This window comes from Streptomyces sp. NPDC001502 (genome assembly GCF_042894785.1).
Classification (GTDB): Bacteria; Actinomycetota; Actinomycetes; order Streptomycetales; family Streptomycetaceae; genus Streptomyces; species Streptomyces kutzneri.
This window is the reverse complement of sequence record NZ_JBIAVW010000005.1, coordinates 384,961-404,112: the sequence shown is the minus strand read 5'-3', so window position 1 is coordinate 404,112 and position 19,152 is coordinate 384,961. Positions and strand designations below refer to the sequence as shown.

The following is a 19,152-nucleotide window of genomic DNA, read 5'->3' as shown; positions in this document are numbered from 1 at the left end:
CCGCTCACTGCTCTCCACCTTTTCTGCGCAGGCTCCGCAACTGCGAACTATATGCAATAAAGCGGGACGGGTTGATCCGGTCAGGGGCGGGCACCGGGCCGGAAGCGGACCGGGGCCTCGAAGCGGGCCTTGCGGGCAGCGCGGCGGAAGGTGGTCAGGACGGCCGGTCCCGCGAGGGTGATGCAGATGAAGTTGGTGACGGCGCGGCCGGTGTCCCAGCCCAGGGACGTGGCGAGGTCGAAGGCGAGGTAGCGCTGGAACTGCTCGGTGAAGGGCAGGCCCGGCAGGTACGCGATGGAACTGTTGGGGTCGAGGGAGAAGGGCCAGAAGGAGAGGTTGAGGAGGAAGCCGAAGAGATAGCCGGAGACGGAGCCGTAGAGGGCGAGCATGGCGATCTCGCGGCGGCCCGACGCCTTCGGGAGGAAGCCGGCGAGCATGCCGACGAAGGCGCAGCCGAACATCTGGTACGGCATCCAGGGCCCGACCCCGCCCGTGATGAGGGCGGAGGCGAACAGCGAGGTGCAGCCCAGGGTGAAACCGAAGCCCGGGCCGTAGACCCGGCCGGCCAGGACGAGGATGAAGAACACCGTCTCGATGCCGGCCGTGCCCGCGCCCAGCGGACGGATCGCCGCGTTGACGGCGGACAGGACCCCCAGCATGGCCAGGGCCTTGGAGTTGATCCCGCCCTCCGCGATCTCGGAGATCACCACGCACAGCACGATGACGAGCAGTACGCCGAAGATCAGCGGCGGGGCGTAGTGGGAACCGAACTTCCCGGGCGCGACGAGGAACGGCCAGAAGAACGCGACGACCCCGAGGAACGCGGCCATGGCGATCACGGCACCCGCCCGCGCGTTGATGCGTATGGCTGCCGTGCGTGCGACGGTGGTCATCAGGCCCGGTCCGTCTCGTCGTCGGGGAGGGCGGAGGCCACCTGGGCGACCGTGAGGTAGGGGAGCGGGGCGAGGATCTTCGCGGTCTGCGGCGCGAAGACGGGGGAGGCGACGATGATCTCGCCGGTCGGGCCGTCCGCGACGATGTCGCCCTCGGCCATGACCACGACCCGGTCGGCGGCGCGGGCGACGAACTCGACGTCGTGGGTGGAGATGACGACGGCGCGGCCCTCGGCGGCCAGGCCGTCGACGATGCGGATCAGTTCCGCCTTGGCGCGGTAGTCGAGGCCGCGGGTGGGTTCGTCGAGGAGCAGGACCTTGGGTGCGGCGGACAGCTGGATGGCGAGGACGAGGGCGAGCTTCTGCCCCTCGGACAGGTCGCGGGGATGCGTGGCGTCGTCGATCCCGGGGGCGAGGCGGTCGAGGATCTCGCGTGCCGTGGGGGCGTCCGTGCCGACATCGGATTCGGAGTCAGCCTGGTCGAGTTCCTGCTTCACGCTCTCCAGGTACAGGAGGTCGGTGGGCGTCTGCGGGACCAGACCGATGAGGCGGCGGGCCCCGGCGGCGGACAGCTTCTGCGGGTCGGCGTCCTTGCCTCCCCCGGCGGCGGGGATCTGCACGGTGCCGGCCTTGCGGGGACCGGAGCCCTGGAGGGCCCACAACAGGGAGGACTTTCCGGAGCCGTTGCGGCCCATGAGGGCGGTGACCTCGCCGCCGCGCAGGTGCAGGTCGACCTCGCGGACGGCCGGGACACCCTGATACGTCACCGTCACCCCGCGGGCTTTCAGCAGCTCGTCCGGATCCGCCGCGGGAACCGGCCGTACCGGCGCAGGAGTCGTACCGGCGAGCCGGGTGCGCACGGGCGCGGCCGCGCGGCGGGCGTCGCGGATCGAGAGGGGGAGCGGTTCCCAGCCGGCGGCACGGCCGAGTTCCACGATGGGCGGCGCGATGGACGACGTACGGAAGATTTCGGCGGGCGGGCCGCAGACCACACGCCCGTCGCCGGGGAGGTGGATGACGCGGTCGGCGTACTGGACCACGCGCTCCAGCCGGTGCTCGGCGAGCAGGACGGTGACGCCGAGGTCGTGCACCAGGCGGGTGACGGCCGCCAGGACCTCCTCAGCGGCCGTCGGGTCCAGCGCGGAGGTCGGCTCGTCGAGGACCAGGATCCGGGGATGGGCGGTGAGCACCGAGCCGATGGCGACGCGCTGCTGCTGGCCGCCCGAGAGCTCGTGCAGGGCGCGGTGGCGCAGGTCGGCGAGGCCGAGGAGGTCCAGGGTCTCCTCGACCCGCTTGCGCATGGTGGCCGGCGGTATCGCCAACTGCTCCATGGCATAGGCGAGTTCCTCCTCGACGGTGTCGGTGACGAAGCCGTCGATCGGGTCCTGTCCCACGACGCCCACGACATCGGCGAGTTCGCGGGGCGGGTGCTCGGCGGTGTCCCGGCCGTCGACGACGACGCGGCCGTGGAGGGTGCCGCCGGCGAAGTGCGGGACGAGTCCGTTGACCGCGCCGAGGAGGGTGGACTTGCCGACGCCGGTGTGGCCGACGACGAGGCAGAGTTCGCCTTCCTCGACGGTGAGGTCGACGTCGCGCAGGACCGGCTCGGCCGTGTCCTCGTACCGGACGGTGACCTGGTCGAAGTGGATCACTTGGGTTCCTCGGTGCGCGGTGCGGGTACCGTCGGGCGGGCCGGAACGGTCGGGGGCGGGGCCAGGAAGCCGGCCGTGCCGGCGAGCAGGATCGCCGCGGCCGGGACGAGCGGCAGGGTCGGCCAGCTGAGGGGATAGATCGAGGGGTTCAACTCGGCCGCGTTGAAACCGGCGTTGGTGAAGAGCAGGACCGCGGACAGCACTCCGCAGCCGGCCACGGACCATTCCGCGGCCCGCCAGGGGTCGGGCCGGTAGGTGGTCCGGGTGATCCGGCGCCCGCCGAGCCTGAGTCCCGCGAAGCACAGCGACGCCCCCACGGCCATGGCCGGCAGGCCCAGCAGTTTCGGCGCGGTGGCGTCCAGGAGTCCGTAGGCCCCAGCGCACAGGCCGCACATGCCGAGCAGCATGAGGGCGCCGGTCAGCCGGCGGGAGCGGCGGGTGGCGGTTCCGGCGCGCCCGTAGCCGCGGGAGTCCATGGCGGCGGCGAGCCGAAGCGACCGCTCCAGAGCGTCTTCGAGGACGGGCACGATGATCCCGCGCAGGGCGCGCAGGCCCTTCGTGCGGCCGGCCCGCAGCCGCCTCGCCCGGTGGACGCGCTGGACGCTCGCCACCAGTTGGGGCGCGACGCTGATGGACACCGTGACGGCGACCCCGAGTTCGTAGAGGGCGCCGGGCAGGACCCGCAGCGCCCGTTTGGGATTGGCGAGCGTGTTGGCCGCGCCGATGCAGCACAGCATGCAGGCGAGCCGCAGCCCGTCGGTGGCGGCCGACAGCAGGGCTTCCAGGGAGACGGGTCCGCCGAGCCGGATGCCCGCGTACCAGTCGGGGGTGGGGATGTGGGGCAGGGAGAAGAGGAAGTGGTCCCGCGGGGTGATGCCGGTGGCGAAGACGGCCCGGAACAGCACACGGATCGTCACGACCGTGAGTGCCAGGTAGAGGTAGTACTTGAAGCCGCGCGCCCAGGGGGCCTCGGTGCGGCGCATGGTGATCACGTAGCCGAGGACCGCGAGGACGAGGAAGAGCAGCAGCGGGTTGTTGGTGCGGCTCACCGCGGTGGCCAGGGCGAGCGCCCAGATCCACCAGGCGACCGGGTGCAGGGTACGGGGCAGCCGGCGGCCGCCCGCGTCCGGCACGGGGCCGGACGCGGGCCCGGACGCCGGGCCGGACGCGGGCGGGCCCGCCGCCTTCGCCGTGGTGGTGGTGCGTGGCACGCGGCTACTCCGTACGACGGCGGCGCCTGGCCGCGAACACGGCGCCGGCGCCGATCAGCAGCACCAGCGCTCCGGTGGCGACGGCGGGCAGGAAGGAGCCCACGTCGTGCTTCGCGTCGGCCGCGGGCGCGGCCTCGACCACCTGGGGGCCGGGAGACGACGCGGCGAGCACCGGCTCGCCGGACGAAGGCGGCGCGGAAGGCGTCGGCGCGGCGCTCGCGGCGGGGCTTTCCGAAGCCGAAGCCGAGGGCGAGGCCGCAGGGCCGGGCGGCGGTGTCGTGGCGGCAGGCGCCCCGCCCGGCGGCGGGTTCTCGGGCCGGGGCCCGGTGTTGGCGTTCGGCGGCAGCGGGGCCGCCGTGCGGGTGTCCTTGGGCGCGGGGCCGCCCTCGGGCCTGGTGTTCTTGGCCCGCAGCTGGTCGGGGGTGACCGTGGGCTTCCCCTCGGTGCCCTCGATGTTCGTCCCGCCGAAGATCCACAGGTCGACGCTGCCGGGCTTCGGCTTGTAGAGCATGGCGCCGAGCTGGCTGTACTCCCAGGTGTTCTGGCCGGGGTTCGCGTGCCAGTACGACCAGTAGGCGGAGGCGGGCGGGGTCAGGACGCAGTCGTCCTGCTGCGGGGTCGGGAACTGCCTGCCGCCCTGGTGGCCGCTGTAGCCGATCCGGCAGATGAAGGCGGGCCCGTCGTGGCCGGTGCCGGTCGTGGCCCAGCCGCCCTGGTTGAGCAGCTCGTAGCCGGTGGTGGGGGTCGTACCGCAGGAGCGGTAGACGGGTCCGCCCCAGCGGCTGAAGTCCACCGCGAGGACGACCCCGGAGGAGGTGGTGCACTGCCCCATGGGCTGTGGGGCGGCCCCCGCCGGGGCCGCGGTGGCGGCGAAGGCCGCCACCGTCAGCCCCAGCGCGGCCGCCGTACGGGCCAGGGCCCGCGGGGTGCGGTTGCGGCTCATGCTCCACTTCCCGTCCGGCGGCGGCGCTTCGCGGCGCGGGTGATGCCCCAGCCGCCGACGGTCAAGGCCAGCGCGGCGGCGGCGAGCGTGCCGACCCGGGCTCCCGTGGAGGCGAGGGGACCGCCGCCCGAGCCGGAGCCACCGACCGGCCCCGCGCCGCCGTCGCTCTCGCCCGGCGTCACGATGACGGGCGAGCCGTTGCCGCCGGAAGTACCGGCGGAGGTACCGCCGGAAGTACCGGCGGAGGTACCTCCGGACGTGCTGGGGACGGGCTCGGGGGTGGTGCCGCTGAGGTCGCGGGTCAGGAGGCCGAAGGAGATGCCGGTGGCGCCGCCGACCGCCTGGGTGGACGCGCGGAGGTCGGAACCGGGCTGGCCGCCCTTGGCGACGTTGAAGCCGCCGTCGCCGTTCTGCTGGCTTGCCAGGAACGTGCGGGCCCTGGCGATCTGGGCGCCGTACTTGGGCGCGTCCAGCGAGAGCCCCTGGACGGCGAGGGCGGCGGAGTTGACGGAGTTCCCGGAGGCGCCGGGGAAGCCGCCGTCGGGCTCCTGCTGCGCTGCGAGCCAGGCGAGTGCCCTGTCCACCGCAGCCTGGGAATCGGCGTCGGGGAGGAGGTCCACGGTCATGGCGGCCATGGCGGTGGAGTCCACTTCGGGACCGCTGGGCTCGCCGATCAGGCTGACCCAGGCCCCGGAGGGAGTCTGCAGGCTCTTGAGGTACGCGGCGGGCTCGGCCGCGGCGGCCTTCTCACCGGCGCGGACCTGGGCCATGACGCCGAGCGACTGCTTGAAGACGGACGTGGCGTAGGCGTAGTTCCCCTTGGCCGCGCACTCCTGACGGGTCGAGGTCTTCGCCTGGCACGTGATCTTGGCGAGCGCGGCGATCAGGTCCTGGCCGCCGAAGTTCCGCGGATCGCGGCCCACAGCCTCGGCGAGTACGGCCGCCTTGCCGATGGAGCCGCCGTTCGCGTACTTCGTGCCGACGAGGGTCCAGTCGTGGATGCCGCGGTTCTTGCCGTCCTTGCCGCCCTTGTCCATGAAGTCGACGATGTTGCGCAGGGTGGCGTTGTTCTCGCCGGTGGCGGCGAGGGCGTACGCGCCGTCGATGGTCAGGCCGTAATCGGCGAAGCCCGTGCCGGGCTGGCTCTCGTAGAAACGGCCCTGGACCAACCGGGACGGGGCGCTCAGGTACGCGACGCCCTTCTTCGTGTCGGGCCCCTGACCGGCCGGCGGAGTGGTCGGGGGTTCGGTCGGCTTGGCCGTCACTGCGGTGAGATCGCTGCCGGCGCCCGCGAGAGCGGCGGTCGCGGTGGGGTACACCCTTGATTCGGTGTCGTCCTGATCGAAGCCGAATCCGCCCTTGGCGAGCTGGTGCCCGGAGAGCCAGGAGACGCCGGCGTCCGCGAACGCCTCGTCGCCGAGGGCACGCAGAGCCTGCGCTGCCCAGGCGGTGGCGGTCGGGTTGCCGGTCGTCTCGTAGGAGACGGCGGGCCACGCGCCGGTCGCCAGCTGGGACCTCTTCAGGTAGCCGCGGGCCTTCCGGAGCACCGCTTCGTGGCCGCCGGCCCGTTCGAGGGCCAGGGTGATCAGGCCGGTGGCGCCGGCCTCGCTCTCGCACCCCTCGGTTCCGGGCCGGATGAGGACGCTGGTGAATCCGCCGTCCTCGCACTGGAGGACGGTCAGCCGGGCCACGGAGCCGGCCGGGGGCGTCACACCGGCGTTGACCAGAGCGATGACGGCCATGGCCTGGGCGTCGGCCTGCCCCGTCGTACGGAAGTCGCCCTTGGTGAAGCAGCCTTCGACCGTGTCGCCCTCGCCGATGTCGCGGGGGCAGGCGTACTTCACGAGGTCGCCGAGCAGGTCGTGCCCACCGAACGCGCGCGGGTCCTTGCCGGTGGCCTCGGCGACCAGCGCGAGCCGGGCCGCGGCGATGGCCTCCGGGATGCCGTCCTTGCCGGCCGGGTAGGCGTAGGCGTCGGTCTGTGCGGGCGTGGCGAGGAAGTCGGCGACCTTCTTCGCCACCGGGCTCTTGCGGTCGGCCGCCGTGAGGGCGAACACGGCCTCCGTGGTGAGGAAGTGGTTCGGGGTGGTGGAGCCTTCGTCGACGACCCGCTCCCCTTCCGCCAGTATCCCGGTGACCCAGCGGGTGGCCGCGAGTACGTCGACCGATCCGGCGGGCACCTTGGGCGGGACCGTCGGCACGGTCGGGTCGGGGGTGGTGAACCCCCGGATGTCGTCGGGGGAGAAGGACGGCTTGCCCCTGGTGCCGGCGATGTCGGTGGCGCCGTAGACCCAGGCTTCCACATCGCCGGCCTTCGGGGTCCGGGCCATGGCTCCCAGCTGGCTGTAGGACCACTTCCGCTGCCCGGGCGAAGCGGTCCAGTACGACCAGTAGGCCGTGGCCTGCGGGGTGAGGACGCACTCCTCCTTGTCCGGCCTGGGGTACTGCGTACCGGAGTTGAAGGATCCCTTGCCGATGCGGCAGATGAAGGCCGGGCCGTCGTGGACGGTGCCCTCCGTCGTGAAGCCACCGGTGTGCAGCAGCTCGTAGCCGGTCGTCGGCGTGGTGTCGCAGCCACGCTCGACCTTCCCGCCGAAAGGCCCGAAGTCGACCGCGACGACGGCGCCGGTGGTGGCCGTGCACTGCTCGATCGGATCGGCGTTCGCGGACGAGGGAACCGTGAGGAAGGCCACTCCCGCACCGAGCGTCAGGAAGGCCGCGGTCACGAGAGACAGCGATCGCCGCCTCGTCCCCGACTGCCGTTCCGCCTGTTGTTCGGTCCCCACCGCGGCCCTCGTCTCTGCCGGGCGGTTGCGTACGTGGCGATGCGCCCCCGCACGGCACTGTTGCCGTGGAGAGGCTGCGACGACCACACCGCAATCCGCGACGGCGCTCTTCGTACTGTGACCCAGCCCCAGGCATTCCGGCTCACCCGGTCGAACCGGGCCTACGGTTGCGGGTCAGCGCCGGAATTCGACCGGCTTCCCCTGGTACTGAGCAGTTATCAGCCGGAGTGCAACACGGATCCCGACGAAGCGTCAAGGTGGCATGGGTCTCAGCGGACCGGCCCCGGACGGATGCGGTCGGCATCACGGACCGGGTGGCTGGCGGTCCCTTGATCACTCGGGTAGCGTCCAGGGCTGCCACATGGGGGAATCCGGTGCGATGCCGGAGCTGACGCGCAGCGGTGTGGGGGCGGCGAGGGCCGTTTCCGAGCCCGAATGCCCAAACGGCGATGCAGTACAGCAGCCGTACCACGCGTTCCGGACGGCGGCCCCCGACCCTGCCAGGCCGTACGCCCGTACGGTGATCGCGGGGTGCCCGGGAAGGCCGGCGTCCGCCGATTCCAGGAGCAGGCCATGTCCCGTCCCCGTACGTCCCGCCGCCTCGCGCTCACGGTGCCCGCCACGCTCGGCGCCTTCGCCCTCACCGCGCTGCCCGCCTTCGCGACCTCGTCGCCCGCGCAGATCGCCACCTCCAAGACGAACGGCGTCGCCTACCTCAAGTCGCTCCAGGCGGCCGACGGTTCGTACGCCGGCTCCGGCCTTTCCAACGAGTGGGCGTTCAGCACCTTCGCCGCCGCCGGCACCGCGGTCGTCGACGTCGCCCCGGGCGGGGACACGACGAAGAACGCCCGCACCGTCTACCGGAACCTGCTGTCCACGGCGGGCTGGCCGTCGGCCTCCCCGGTGGTCACCGACTACGAGCGCGGCACCCTGAACGCGTACGCCGCCGGCATCGACCCGGCCCGCGTCTCCGCCTCCCGCAACCTCGTGGCGAACATCTACTCCTACTGGCAGACGGCGGAGACGGGCTACTTCGGCTCCTCCGGAAACTTCAACGGCACGGTCTTCGCAGCCCTTTCGCTGGGCGGCGCGAAGACACAGGCGGGCGGCGCCCGCGTTCCGCAGGCGCTCACGGACTCGATGGTCACCCGCATCCGCGCCAACCAGCACGTCGACGGCGGCTGGACCTACAACAAGGCCGAGGGCAACCCCACCGTCCTCAACTCCGCGAGCGACGTCGACATGACCGGCGCCGCGATGGCCGCGCTCTGCGTCTCCGGCGTCCCCAACACCGACGCCGACGTCGTCCAGGCCAAGAACTTCCTCAAGGGCAAGCTCGTCGCCAACTCCGGTGCCTTCAACTCCCTCTACGGGGTCAACACCAGCTCCAACGGCTGGGGGGTCGCCGGCCTGAACGCCTGCGGCATCAACCCGCAGACCGGCGACTTCCTCACCGCCAACGGCAAGACCCCGATCGACTTCCTGATCGCCAACCAGTACAACCCGGCGGGCGGCTTCAAGTACAAGCCGGCCGACACCACCCCGACCGCGTACGCCTCCATCGACGCGCTGCGCGCCGTCGCGGGCGGTGGCTTCACCACGGCCCCGCCCGTCCCGGTCAGCCCCGGCGCCCCGCAGTGGGTCGTCCAGTCCACCTTCACCGCCGGTACCGCCACCAAGCTGGCGCTGACCGTCGACGACGGCGCCGGCAACCTCAAGGTCTGCTCGGTGGCCTTCACCCCGACCGGTACGACCACCACCCTCGGAGACGTCCTGAACGCGGCCACCACCGGGGCGACCCCGTCCGGCTGCGTCACGAGCGTGACCCCCTCGTCGGGCACGGGCACCGTCACGGCCGTCAACGGCAAGGCCAACAGCGGCTCCAACACCTGGAAGGTCAGCGTCGACGGCTCCGCGTTCGCCGGCGCGGTCCGCGACAAGGTCATCAACGTGGGCGACACCATCGCCCTGCGCTGGGGCGTCTGATCACCGAATGCCGGCGGGGCTGCGGACCTTCGGGCCCGCAGCCCCCTTCCGGGCCGGCGTCAGGCCCTAGAAGGACGTCCAGGTGAAGGAGACCTGGTCGCCCGCGTTGAGCTTGAACTGGCAGCCGCCGACCGGGGTCGGGGTGCCGTTCACGGCGATGCTCCAGTACGCCGAGCCGCCGCCGCTGACGTTCTTTATGGTGTCGACGGAGAAGTCGTCGAAGGACGCGTACCAGGTGCCGTTCCAGGTGAAGCCCTTCTTGTGGGCGGCGTCGTCGAGGGCGGCGGTCGGGGTGGGGACCTTGGACGGGTTCGCGCCGCCGTTGGTGCCGTCGCACTTGTGGGTGCCACCGGTCGCGGTGGTGACGTCGTGGCCCTTGGTCTTGACCTTGCCCTTGAACAGCAGCCCGTCGGGGCCCTGGACGGTGAGGTTCACCTTGACGGCCGCGTTCGTGTTCGGCTTCGGCTTGGCCTCGGCCACGGCCGGAGCGGTGGCGAGGGCGAGGCCGAGGGCGAGCGTGGTGACCACCGAGCGGCGGACGAGGGTCTGGCGCATGGAGTGCCTTCCTGAGCGGATCTTCGGGTCTGCTCACGCGAACCCTCCGACCCGCACCCGCGCACACCCCGTGCCTGCGTCCCTCAGGAGGGCGCACGGGGGTGCCGGGTCAGGCTGGGGCTTCGTACTGCAGACCATGACAGTGGGAAGCGGTGCACATCGCACCCCGGGTTCTCCGACTCACGGCGTACGGGACGCCGCTCACGGTTGCAGGTCAGCGCCGGATTCCCACCGGCTTCCCCCAGTTGTGCATGCATTCGGTTGTGGCCCTGGCCGCGGTGGGCCGGAGCAGACGCATCGTACGGCCTGGGGAGAGGTGCTCGGAAGCGAACTCGGAATCGGGGCCCGAGAGGTGTCGCTCCGTTCGGCCCGCCGTCAGCCGAGGCCGAGCCGGCGGGCCTCCGCCGGGTTCACCGGGGCGCCCGCCCCGACCCCGTGCAGGACGTGCGCCAGTACCTCCGCGCCGCGTACGACGCGCGGTCCCGGGCGGTTGAAGTAGGCGGGCCCGTCCAGCACCCACACCTCACCCGCGCGCACCGCGGGCAACTCCTCCCATCCCGGCAGCGAGGTCAACAGGTTCCGCTCGCGCAGGGTGCGTTCGGGGGCGAACCCGCAGGGCATCACCAGGAGTACGTCCGGGCGGGCGGCTCGGACCGCCGCCCATTCCATCGGCCGGGTGTGCTCGCCCGGGGCGGCGATCAGCGCCTCACCGCCCGCGCACGCGATCTGCTCCGGCACCCAGTGCCCGGCCGGCCAGAGCGGATCGAGCCATTCGATCGCCACCACCCTGGGCCGCCGCCGCCGCCGCCCGGCCGTCCGAGCCCGTACGGTCTCCAGCCGCGCGGCGAGGGCCTCCCGCCGCTCCCGCGCGTGTTCCGCGACGCCGAGCAGCTCGCCCACCGTGACCAGGCAGTCCAGTACGTCGCCCAGCGTGCGTGGTTCCAGACTCAGCACGCGGGGCCCGCCGTCGAGGACGCGCACCGCCCGGCTCACCCCCGCGTAGGACACCGCGCAGACGTCGCACAGGTCCTGGGTCAGGACCACGTCGGGAGCCAGTGCGCCGAGGGCCTCGGTGTCGAGGGTGTAGAGCGAGGAGCCGCTGTGCGCGGCGCCGCCGACCGCGTGGGAGATCTCCCGGCTGCTCAGGGTGTCCGCCGAGAACTCGGCAGAGGTCACCACGGGCACGCCGGCCACCGCCCGCGGCGGCCAGTCGCACTCGTGCGTACGGCCCACCAGATCGGCGGCCAGGCCGAGCTCCGCCACGATGTCGGTGGCCGCGGGCAGCAGGGAGACGATGCGCATCCTCCGAGCCTAGCCGGGGCCGGGGCTGAGGGGCCGGGGCTGAGGGGCGGGGCGGCGTCAGCGGTCCGCGATCACCGGGTACGGCACGTGGGTGCGCAGGTCGGGATCCACGGAGAGGACCCCGCCGGCCGGGGGACGGGCCCGCTGGGCACAGTCCTGCCGTTCGCATATCCGGCAGCCCAGCCCGATGGGGGTGGCGGCGCGCGGGTCGTGCAGGGCGATGCCCTCCGCGTAGACCAGGCGCGGGGCGTGGCGCAGCTCGCAGCCCAGCGCGACGGCGAAGTCGGCCCGGGGCGCGTGGTGGCCGAAGCCGCCGCGGGTCACCGTGCGGGCGATCCAGAAGTACTTCTTGCCGTCGGGCATCTCGGCGACCTGGGTGAGGATGCGGCCGGGGGAGGAGAAGGCCTCGTAGACGGTCCAGAGCGGGCAGGTGCCGCCCAGCCGGGAGAAGTGGAAGTCGGTGGCGGACTGGCGCTTGGAGATGTTGCCCGCGCGGTCGGCGCGCAGGAAGGAGAAGGGAACGCCCCGGTTTCCGGTGCGCTGGAGCGTGGACAGGCGGTGGCAGACCGTCTCGAAGCCGACGCCGAAACGGGCCTGCAACAGCTCGATGTCGTAGCGGAGCCGCTCGGCCGCCGCGTGGAAGGCGGTGTACGGCATGAGGAGCGCGCCCGCGAAGTAGTTGGCGAGCCCGATGCGGGCGAGGCCCTCCGCCTGCGGCGAGGACAGGCCGGCCGCGTCGACCGGTCCGGTCAGCAGGGGGCCGTGCTCCAGCAGCGCGAGCTGCGTGGCCAGTTGGAAGGCGCGCTGCCCTTCGCTGAGCCAGGGGGAGAGCAGGAGCAGTCCGCTGTCGGCGTCGAAGCGCCGCGCGTCGGCGGAGCGTTCCGGGCCCGCCTGGAGCACCTTGATCCCGTGCCGGGCCGCGAGGCGGCCCGTGAGCGCGTCCGCGGCGTGGCCGACCCGGCCGAGGCCGAGTGCTTCGGCGCTCCGCTCGGCCTCCGCCTCCAGGGCGGGGAAGTGGTTGTGGTGGGCGTAGAAGAAGTCCCGTACCTCGTCGTGGGGTTCGGCGGGCAACAGGCCGGCGGTGTCCTCGGGGGAGGCCAGGGCGACGACCCGCTCGGAGGCGTCCCGGTAGCGCTGGTGGAGGGCGACGAGGGCCCGGGCCACCTCGGGGTGGTCGCGGGCCACGTCGGCGATCTCGTCCTGCGGGACCGGGGCTCCGCACGCCTCGTCCCCGAGCGCCGCCCGCAGATCGGTGGCCAGCCGTTCCTCGCCGGCCTCGGAGAAGAACTCGGGATCGACGCCGAAGACCTCGGCGATCCGCAGCAGCACCGGAGCGGTCAGCGGCCGCCGGCTGTGTTCGATCTGGTTGAGGTAGCTGGTGGACAGACCCAGGGCGCGGGCCAGTTCGACCTGGTTCATGCCCCGCTCTCGGCGCAGCCTGCGCAGTTTCGCGTGTGCGTAGATCTTCCGTCCGGCAGGCCGTCCCATGGGGATCCCGAGCTCCTCTCCGTGTCTCCTCGCCTGTGAAGTTAGCATCCGCAGCTTTCGCAGAACTCGCAGATTCGCACGTTCGGCATGGACGGATTACGCAGTGTGGAGCCGTCGCACCGGCCCTCCCGCAGGGGAAGACTCATCCTCGAACGACGCACCCACCGCACGCCGCGAGGAGCCCCGTGATCGACCATCAGGTACGTGTCCACCCCAGCGCCGACCTCCTGCCCCGCGAGGAGCAGCTCGCCTGGAAACTGGCCCTCGTGGCCACCGGCACCCAGGACGCACCCGACCTCGACCCCGAGGCCGCGCGGACGGCCGCCGACCGGATCATCGACAACGCCTCGGTCGCCGTCGCCTCGCTGCGCCGCCGCCCGGTCGCCGTCGCCCGGGCCCAGGCGCTCGGCCACCGGACCCGTTCCGGCGCGTCGGTCTTCGGAGTCGCCGCCGGGACCCGCGTGTCACCGGAATGGGCGGCCTGGGCCAACGGCACGGCCGTGCGCGAGCTGGACTTCCACGACACCTACCTCGCCGCCGACTACTCCCACCCCGGGGACAACATCCCGCCCCTGCTGGCCGTGGCCCAGCGCACCGGGCGCTCCGGCGCGGACCTGCTGCGCGGCATCATCGCCGCCTACGAGGTCCACGTCGCCCTGGTCAAGGGCATCTGCCTGCACGCGCACCGCATCGACCACGTCGCCCACCTCGGCGCCGCGACGGCGTGCGGTATCGGCGCGATGCTGCGGCTGGACACCGGGACCGTGTACCAGGCGGTCCAGCAGGCGGTGCACACCACCACCTCGACCCGGCAGTCGCGCAAGGGCGAGATCTCCAGCTGGAAGGCGTTCGCACCGGCCTTCGCCGGCAAGGCCGCCGTGGAAGCGGTGGACCGGGCCATGCGCGGCGAGGGATCCCCCTCGCCGATCTACGAGGGGGAGGACGGCTTCCTCGCCTGGATGCTGGACGGCCCGGACGCCTCGTACACCGTGTCACTGCCCGGGCCCGGCGAGGCGCGCCGCGCGATCCTCGACACCTACACCAAGGAGCACTCCGCCGAGTACCAGGCACAGGCGATCATCGATCTCGCCCGCACGCTGCGCGAGAAGGCCGGCCCGCTGGAGAAGGTCCGCTCGATCGTCCTGCACACGAGCCACCACACCCACCACGTCATCGGCTCCGGCTCCGGCGACCCGCAGAAGTACGATGCGGCCGCCGGCCGCGAGACCCTCGACCACTCGGTGCCGTACATCTTCGCCGTAGCCCTGGAGGACGGCGGCTGGCACCACGAGCGCTCCTACACCCCCGAGCGGGCGGGGCGGCCCGCCACCGTCGAACTGTGGAAGAAGATCTCCACCGCCGAGGATCCCGGGTGGACGCGCCGGTACCACGACCCCGACCCGTCCCGTCGGGCTTTCGGCGGCAGGGCCGTGATCACCTTCGAGGACGGCTCCGTCGTCGAGGACCAGCTCGCCGTCGCCGACGCGCACCCCGCCGGAGCCCGCCCGTTCGACCGGGCCGCCTACACCGCCAAGTTCCGCACGCTGACCGACGGGATCGTCACCGGCGCGGCCCAGGACCACTTCCTCCAGACCGCGGACCGGCTGGCGGAGCTGGGCACCGCCGGCCTGGCCGACCTCTTCCCCGCCGTCGACACCGCCGCCGTCGCCGCCGCCGACACCGCCGCCCGGCTCCCGAAGGGCCTCTTCTGATGCTCCACACCCGCACCACTGCCGCGGCCCGCCGCCGCACCTTCCGCGAACAGCTCGCCTCCGGACGGCTGCTGAGGATTCCGGGCGCGATCAACCCGTACTCGGCCAAGCTCGTCCAGGAGACGGGATTCGACGCCGTGTACCTCTCGGGGGCCGTGCTCGCCGCCGACCTGGGCCTGCCCGACATCGGCCTGACCACCTCCACCGAGATCGCCGCCCGCGCCCAGCAGATCACCCGCGTCACCGACCTGCCCGCCCTCATCGACGCCGACACCGGCTTCGGCGAACCGATGAACGCCGCCCGCACCCTGCAGCTCATGGAGGACGCCGGACTGGCCGGACTCCACCTGGAGGACCAGGTCAACCCCAAACGGTGCGGCCACCTCGACGGCAAGGGCGTCGTGGCGCGCGAGGAGATGGCCCGCCGGGTCCGCGCCGCCGCCGACGCCCGCCGCGACCCCGACTTCCTCCTCATGGCCCGCACCGACGCCCGCGCCGTCGAAGGCCTGGCCGCCGCGATCGACCGGGCCAAGGCGTACGTGGACGCGGGCGCCGACGCCGTCTTTCCCGAAGCACTCGCGGACGAGGCCGAGTTCGAGGCCTTCCGCAAGGCCGTCGACGTCCCCCTCCTCGCGAACATGACCGAATTCGGCAAAAGCAGGCTGCTCGACGCGCGCACCCTGGAAAACCTCGGCTACAACATCGCGCTGTACCCCGTCACCCTCTTCCGCCTCGCCATGGGCGCCGTCGAGGACGGCCTGCGCACCCTCGCCGCCGAGGGCACCCAGGAGTCGCTGCTGCCCCGTATGCAGACCCGCTCCCGGCTCTACGAGGTGCTCGGCTACGAGGACTACAGCACCTTCGACACGACCGTCGCCGACTTCACACTCCCGCCCGGCAACTGACCGACCCGCACCGGAGGCCACCCATGACCGCCACCACGCCCGAGATCCACCGCGGTCTCACCGGTGTCGTCGTCGACACCACCGCCATCTCCACCGTCATCCAGGAGACCAACTCCCTCACCTACCGCGGATACCCGGTCCAGGACCTGGCCGCCCGCTGCTCCTTCGAGGAGGTCGCGTACCTCCTCTGGTACGGCGAACTCCCGGACGCGGACCAACTGCGCGAGTTCCAGGCCCGCGAGCGCGCCCTGCGCCCTCTGGACCGGACCACCGCCGAACTGCTCGCCCGGCTGCCCGAGACCTGCCACCCGATGGACGTGCTGCGCACCGCCGTCAGCGTCTTCGGCTCGGAAGACCCCACGGAGGACGACGGCAGCACCGAGGCCAACCGCACCAAGTCCCTCGCGCTGCTCGCGAAGCTGCCGGTCGTGGTGGCGGCGGACCACCGCCGGCGGCGCGGGCTCGCCGCCGTCCAGCCGGACCGGTCGCTCGGATACGCCGAGAACTTCTTCCGCATGTGCTTCGGCAGCGTGCCGGCCCCCGAGGTCGTCCGGTGCTTCGAGATCTCGCTCATCCTGTACGCGGAGCACAGCTTCAACGCCTCGACCTTCACCGCGCGGGTGGTCACCTCCACCCTCTCCGACCTCTACAGCGCGGTCACCGCGGCCATCGGCGCCCTCAAGGGTCCGCTCCACGGCGGCGCCAACGAGGCCGTGATGCACATGCTGGGCGAGATCGGCGACCCGGAGCGGGCCGGGGAGTGGCTGGACGGGGCACTGGCCGCCCGCAGGAAGATCATGGGCTTCGGGCACCGGGTCTACAAGAACGGCGACTCCCGCGTGCCGATCATGCAGGAGGCCACCGACCGCCTCGTCGCCCGCGCCGCCGACCCCGACGCGACCCGGCTCGCCACCCTGCACGCCTCGCTCCGGCACGCCATGATCAGCCGCAGGGGAATCCACCCGAACCTCGACTATCCCGCCGGGCTGGCGTACCACCTGATGGGGTTCGACATCCCGGCCTTCACCCCGCTCTTCGTGATGAGCCGGATCACCGGCTGGACGGCCCACATCACCGAACAGCTCGAACACAACGCCCTGATCCGCCCCCTCGGCTCCTACACCGGCCCCTCCCAGCGCCCCCTCCCGGCCCGAGGCTAGGCCCTGCCACCGGCCCCGTCCCCGGGAGCCGCCTGCGCAGCGCGTCAGGAACCGCGGCGCCAGGGGATCTCGGCCCACACCTGCTTGCCGCCGCTGAGCGGCACCGAGCCCCAGGCCGTCGCCGTCGCCTCGACGATGAGCAGCCCGCGACCACCGGTCGACTCCCAGCTCACCCAGATCGGTTTGACGGGGCTGCGCGGCGACGCGTCGTTCACGGCGATCCGCAGCCGGTCCGCCGACAGGGTCAGATCCATCCCCACCTCGCCCTGCGTGTGCGCGATGGCGTTGGTGACCAGCTCGGACACGATCAGCAGGGCTTCGTCGAGCTCCTCCACCACTCCCCAGGACCGCAGGATGCGCGCGGTGAAGCGGCGCGCGTGCAGGACCGCGTTGGGCAGCCGCCACACCGTCCAGTGGGCCCGCATCGGCCGGTCCCCCTGGCCGTCGTAGCGCAGCAGCAGCAAGGCCACGTCGTCGTCGCGACGGCCCACACCGCCGACCAACTCGTCGGCGACTCCTCCGACGTCGACCGGGTCGGCCGCCGCGAGCACGTCGCACACCCGCCGCATGCCCTCCTCCAGCGGCAGTCTGGCCGACTCGACCAGGCCGTCCGTCAGCAGCACGAGCAGGGAGCCGGGGACCAGACCCGCCTCGGTCATGGGGAATTCCGCCTCCGCGAGCACTCCCAGCGGAGGCCCGCCCTCGACCGACATCTCCTCGGCGACGCCGTCGGGATGACGCAGGATCGGCGGCAGATGGCCGGCCCGTACGACCCTGGCGATGCCCTCCTCCATGTCCAGGTCCACGTACCCGCAGGTGGCGAACAGATCGGTCTCCATGCCGACGAGCAGCCGGTTGGCCCGCGCGACCACCACATCGGGCGGGTGGCCCTCCACCGCGTAGGCCCTGACCGCCGTACGCATCTGGCCCATGATGGTGGCGGCCCCCGCGCTGTGCCCCTGTACGTCCCCGATGACGAAGGCCACATGACCGTCACGGAGCGGAATGACGTCGTACCAGTCGCCGCCGACTTCGAGTCCGGCGGTCGCGGGCAGGTAGCGGGCGACGGCGATCCCGCCCGGCAGCTCCGGGAGCTTACGGGGCAGCAGGCTGCGCTGGAGCATGGTGGCGAGTTCGTGGCCGGCGTCAAGAGCGTGGGCGCGCACCAGCGCCTGCCCCACCAGCCCCGCGGTCGCGGTCAGCAGCGACCGTTCCTCCGGTCCGAACCGGTGCTCCTCGTCCCACCCCACCAGACACACCCCGACCATCCGGCCGTCGGCGGGCAGCGGCAGCACGGCGAGGCCACCGGGCCCGACGCCCAGCAGGCCGGGCTCCAGAGCCGCCCCCGGCGGCCACAGACTCAAGTGTCCCCCGCGCAGCGCGCTCTGCAGGGTGGGCAGGTCGCTGAGCGCCACGTCGGGCCACTCGGACCGCCATTCCGAGCGCCAGACCTCGGGCCAGGCATCGGGCTCCGGAGGAGCGAGGGCGGTGACGATGAGCCGTTCGGGCTCCAGTTCGCCGACCGCGACCCGGGAGGCGCCGAGCGGCTCGCGCAGCGCGGCGACCACCAGTCGGCTGACCTCCCGGATGGTCGCCGCTCCCGCCAGGGTGGCCGACAGCCGCTGTACGAGGGAGACCTCGTCGGCGCTGGGGCGCAGATAGGTCGCATCGGCCACCACACCCAGGACGCGCCGCGGCGTCCCCTCCGCGTCCACCTCCACGCGGCAACGCAGCCCCAGCCAGCGCAGCTCGCCGTTCGGGCGGCGGATACGGAACGCCAGCTGCTGTCCGGCGGCGGCCAGCCGGTTCGGTTCCACGATCGCCATCAGTGCGGGCATGTCGTCGGGGACGGCGCAGGCGAGCAGGGTCTCCACCTGCCCGTCGAACTGCCCGGGAGGCAGACCGAGCAGTTCCAGCACATGAGCGTGGGCCTCCATACGGCCTGTGCTCAGCTCCAGGATGAACGCGCCGCCCTGGTCGGGCACCAGCGACTGCCCCAGGTGGGCCTGCGGGGACTTGCGTCCGGAGAAACGAGCGGCGACCGATTCGAGCCCCGTGGCCACCTGGTCGGCGTAGAGCTCCAGAAGGCTGCGGTCGTCGGCGCTGAAGCCGTCCCCGGCCTGCCCGGCGACGATCAGGCATCCGAGCTCCTGGTCGTCGTACCCCAGCGGCAGCGCGCCCAGCGAGATCCTGGCCGGAGAGTTGGGTGCACCGCCCCGCACCCGGGTGGGGAAGTGGTGGGGGTCCTCCTCGATGAACGCGGCGAGTTCCTTGGGCGCCAGCCACAGCGGGCGGCCGGAGCGGAAGGCATTGGCGGCGGGCGAATGGCCGGCCACGGCGAGGATCGCCGGCAGTCCGTACAGGACGCCGCGGTTTCCGGTCAGCTCGGCGAGATGGAGTTCCCTGCCCTCGTCGGCGACCACGTAGACAGCGGCGAGCTCAGCCCCGCAGAACGAGAAGCGATGACTGGTCACTGTCCGTATCACCTCCTCCCGTGGGCATCTCGCCGACCGCCCTCACTCCATGCTGTCGCGTCCGGGACCCTCCGGGCGAGTCCAC

The 19,152-nt window shown here is 72.6% G+C and carries 13 protein-coding genes and 3 riboswitches; of the genes, 4 read left to right on the top strand and 9 right to left on the bottom strand.

Annotated features, from left to right (window positions below; genetic code table 11):
• Nucleotides 1–80: 80 nt before the first annotated feature.
• The 5 genes from ACFY0D_RS11395 to ACFY0D_RS11375 all read right to left on the bottom strand — a co-directional run bounded on the left by ACFY0D_RS11395 (nt 81) and on the right by ACFY0D_RS11375 (nt 7,485).
• Nucleotides 81–893: an ECF transporter S component gene (locus ACFY0D_RS11395; protein ID WP_390798097.1), complete on the bottom strand. Its 813-nt coding sequence runs from the start codon at nt 891–893 to the stop codon at nt 81–83.
• Entirely contained in the window at nt 893–2,545 is a 1,653-nt protein-coding gene (locus ACFY0D_RS11390) for an ABC transporter ATP-binding protein (RefSeq protein WP_390798096.1), read from the bottom strand. Before ACFY0D_RS11390 ends, ACFY0D_RS11395 begins: the two co-directional genes overlap by 1 nt.
• On the bottom strand, nt 2,542–3,678 hold the full coding sequence (locus ACFY0D_RS11385) for an energy-coupling factor transporter transmembrane component T (protein ID WP_390798179.1): 1,137 nt from the start codon (nt 3,676–3,678) through the stop codon (nt 2,542–2,544). The genes ACFY0D_RS11390 and ACFY0D_RS11385 overlap by 4 nt, the downstream gene beginning before the upstream one ends.
• 82 nt (nt 3,679–3,760) lie before the next feature.
• Nucleotides 3,761–4,699 (bottom strand): hypothetical protein, encoded by a 939-nt coding sequence (locus ACFY0D_RS11380; protein ID WP_390798095.1) that lies wholly within the window; start codon nt 4,697–4,699, stop codon nt 3,761–3,763.
• Nucleotides 4,696–7,485, bottom strand: coding sequence for a prenyltransferase/squalene oxidase repeat-containing protein (locus tag ACFY0D_RS11375; RefSeq protein ID WP_390798094.1), 2,790 nt, complete (start codon nt 7,483–7,485; stop codon nt 4,696–4,698). The genes ACFY0D_RS11380 and ACFY0D_RS11375 overlap by 4 nt, the downstream gene beginning before the upstream one ends.
• 109 nt (nt 7,486–7,594) lie before the next feature.
• Nucleotides 7,595–7,732, bottom strand: a riboswitch (cobalamin riboswitch).
• A gap of 117 nt (nt 7,733–7,849) precedes the next feature.
• Nucleotides 7,850–7,926: riboswitch (cobalamin riboswitch) on the top strand.
• Between the two features lie 132 nt (nt 7,927–8,058).
• On the opposite strand from ACFY0D_RS11375, the gene ACFY0D_RS11370 reads away from it, so the two are divergent.
• Entirely contained in the window at nt 8,059–9,471 is a 1,413-nt protein-coding gene (locus tag ACFY0D_RS11370; RefSeq protein WP_390798093.1) for a hypothetical protein, read from the top strand.
• Between the two features lie 66 nt (nt 9,472–9,537).
• Here ACFY0D_RS11370 and ACFY0D_RS11365 read toward each other — a convergent pair whose 3' ends face one another.
• The 3 genes from ACFY0D_RS11365 to ACFY0D_RS11355 form a co-directional block, all read right to left on the bottom strand.
• Nucleotides 9,538–10,026, bottom strand: coding sequence for a DUF4430 domain-containing protein (locus ACFY0D_RS11365; RefSeq protein ID WP_390798092.1), 489 nt, complete (start codon nt 10,024–10,026; stop codon nt 9,538–9,540).
• 168 nt (nt 10,027–10,194) lie between these two features.
• Nucleotides 10,195–10,268: riboswitch (cobalamin riboswitch) on the bottom strand.
• A gap of 133 nt (nt 10,269–10,401) precedes the next feature.
• Nucleotides 10,402–11,328 carry a cobalamin-binding protein gene (locus ACFY0D_RS11360; RefSeq protein ID WP_390798091.1) on the bottom strand — a complete coding sequence of 309 codons (927 nt, stop codon included), beginning with the start codon at nt 11,326–11,328 and terminating at the stop codon, nt 10,402–10,404.
• Nucleotides 11,329–11,385: 57 nt separating this feature from the next.
• Nucleotides 11,386–12,816, bottom strand: coding sequence for a short-chain fatty acyl-CoA regulator family protein (locus ACFY0D_RS11355; RefSeq protein ID WP_390798090.1), 1,431 nt, complete (start codon nt 12,814–12,816; stop codon nt 11,386–11,388).
• Between the two features lie 185 nt (nt 12,817–13,001).
• Between ACFY0D_RS11355 and ACFY0D_RS11350 the strand changes: the two genes are divergently transcribed.
• The 3 genes from ACFY0D_RS11350 to ACFY0D_RS11340 are packed head-to-tail and all read left to right on the top strand — an operon-like array spanning nt 13,002 to nt 16,593.
• The gene (locus tag ACFY0D_RS11350) at nt 13,002–14,528 is read left to right on the top strand and encodes an MmgE/PrpD family protein (RefSeq protein ID WP_390798089.1); all 1,527 of its coding nucleotides are present in this window, start codon (nt 13,002–13,004) and stop codon (nt 14,526–14,528) included.
• Entirely contained in the window at nt 14,528–15,433 is a 906-nt protein-coding gene (gene prpB / locus ACFY0D_RS11345) for a methylisocitrate lyase (protein WP_390798088.1), read from the top strand. Before ACFY0D_RS11350 ends, prpB begins: the two co-directional genes overlap by 1 nt.
• Before the next feature lie 23 nt (nt 15,434–15,456).
• The gene (locus tag ACFY0D_RS11340) at nt 15,457–16,593 is read left to right on the top strand and encodes a bifunctional 2-methylcitrate synthase/citrate synthase (protein ID WP_390798087.1); all 1,137 of its coding nucleotides are present in this window, start codon (nt 15,457–15,459) and stop codon (nt 16,591–16,593) included.
• Nucleotides 16,594–16,637: 44 nt separating this feature from the next.
• On the opposite strand, the gene ACFY0D_RS11335 is transcribed toward ACFY0D_RS11340, so the two are convergent.
• Nucleotides 16,638–19,067 (bottom strand): SpoIIE family protein phosphatase, encoded by a 2,430-nt coding sequence (locus ACFY0D_RS11335; protein WP_390798086.1) that lies wholly within the window; start codon nt 19,065–19,067, stop codon nt 16,638–16,640.
• Between the last annotated feature and the right edge of the window lie 85 nt (nt 19,068–19,152).

What these genes read in the sequence shown, in the direction of transcription:
- ACFY0D_RS11395 (WP_390798097.1), bottom strand. Translation starts at nt 893, where the DNA reads ATGACCACCGTCGCACGCACGGCAGCCATACGCATCAACGCGCGGGCG.
- ACFY0D_RS11365 (WP_390798092.1), bottom strand. Translation starts at nt 10,026, where the DNA reads ATGCGCCAGACCCTCGTCCGCCGCTCGGTGGTCACCACGCTCGCCCTC.
- ACFY0D_RS11360 (WP_390798091.1), bottom strand. Translation starts at nt 11,328, where the DNA reads ATGCGCATCGTCTCCCTGCTGCCCGCGGCCACCGACATCGTGGCGGAG.
- ACFY0D_RS11370 (WP_390798093.1), top strand. Translation starts at nt 8,059, where the DNA reads ATGTCCCGTCCCCGTACGTCCCGCCGCCTCGCGCTCACGGTGCCCGCC.
- ACFY0D_RS11380 (WP_390798095.1), bottom strand. Translation starts at nt 4,699, where the DNA reads ATGAGCCGCAACCGCACCCCGCGGGCCCTGGCCCGTACGGCGGCCGCG.
- ACFY0D_RS11340 (WP_390798087.1), top strand. Translation starts at nt 15,457, where the DNA reads ATGACCGCCACCACGCCCGAGATCCACCGCGGTCTCACCGGTGTCGTC.
- prpB (WP_390798088.1), top strand. Translation starts at nt 14,528, where the DNA reads ATGCTCCACACCCGCACCACTGCCGCGGCCCGCCGCCGCACCTTCCGC.
- ACFY0D_RS11355 (WP_390798090.1), bottom strand. Translation starts at nt 12,816, where the DNA reads ATGGGACGGCCTGCCGGACGGAAGATCTACGCACACGCGAAACTGCGC.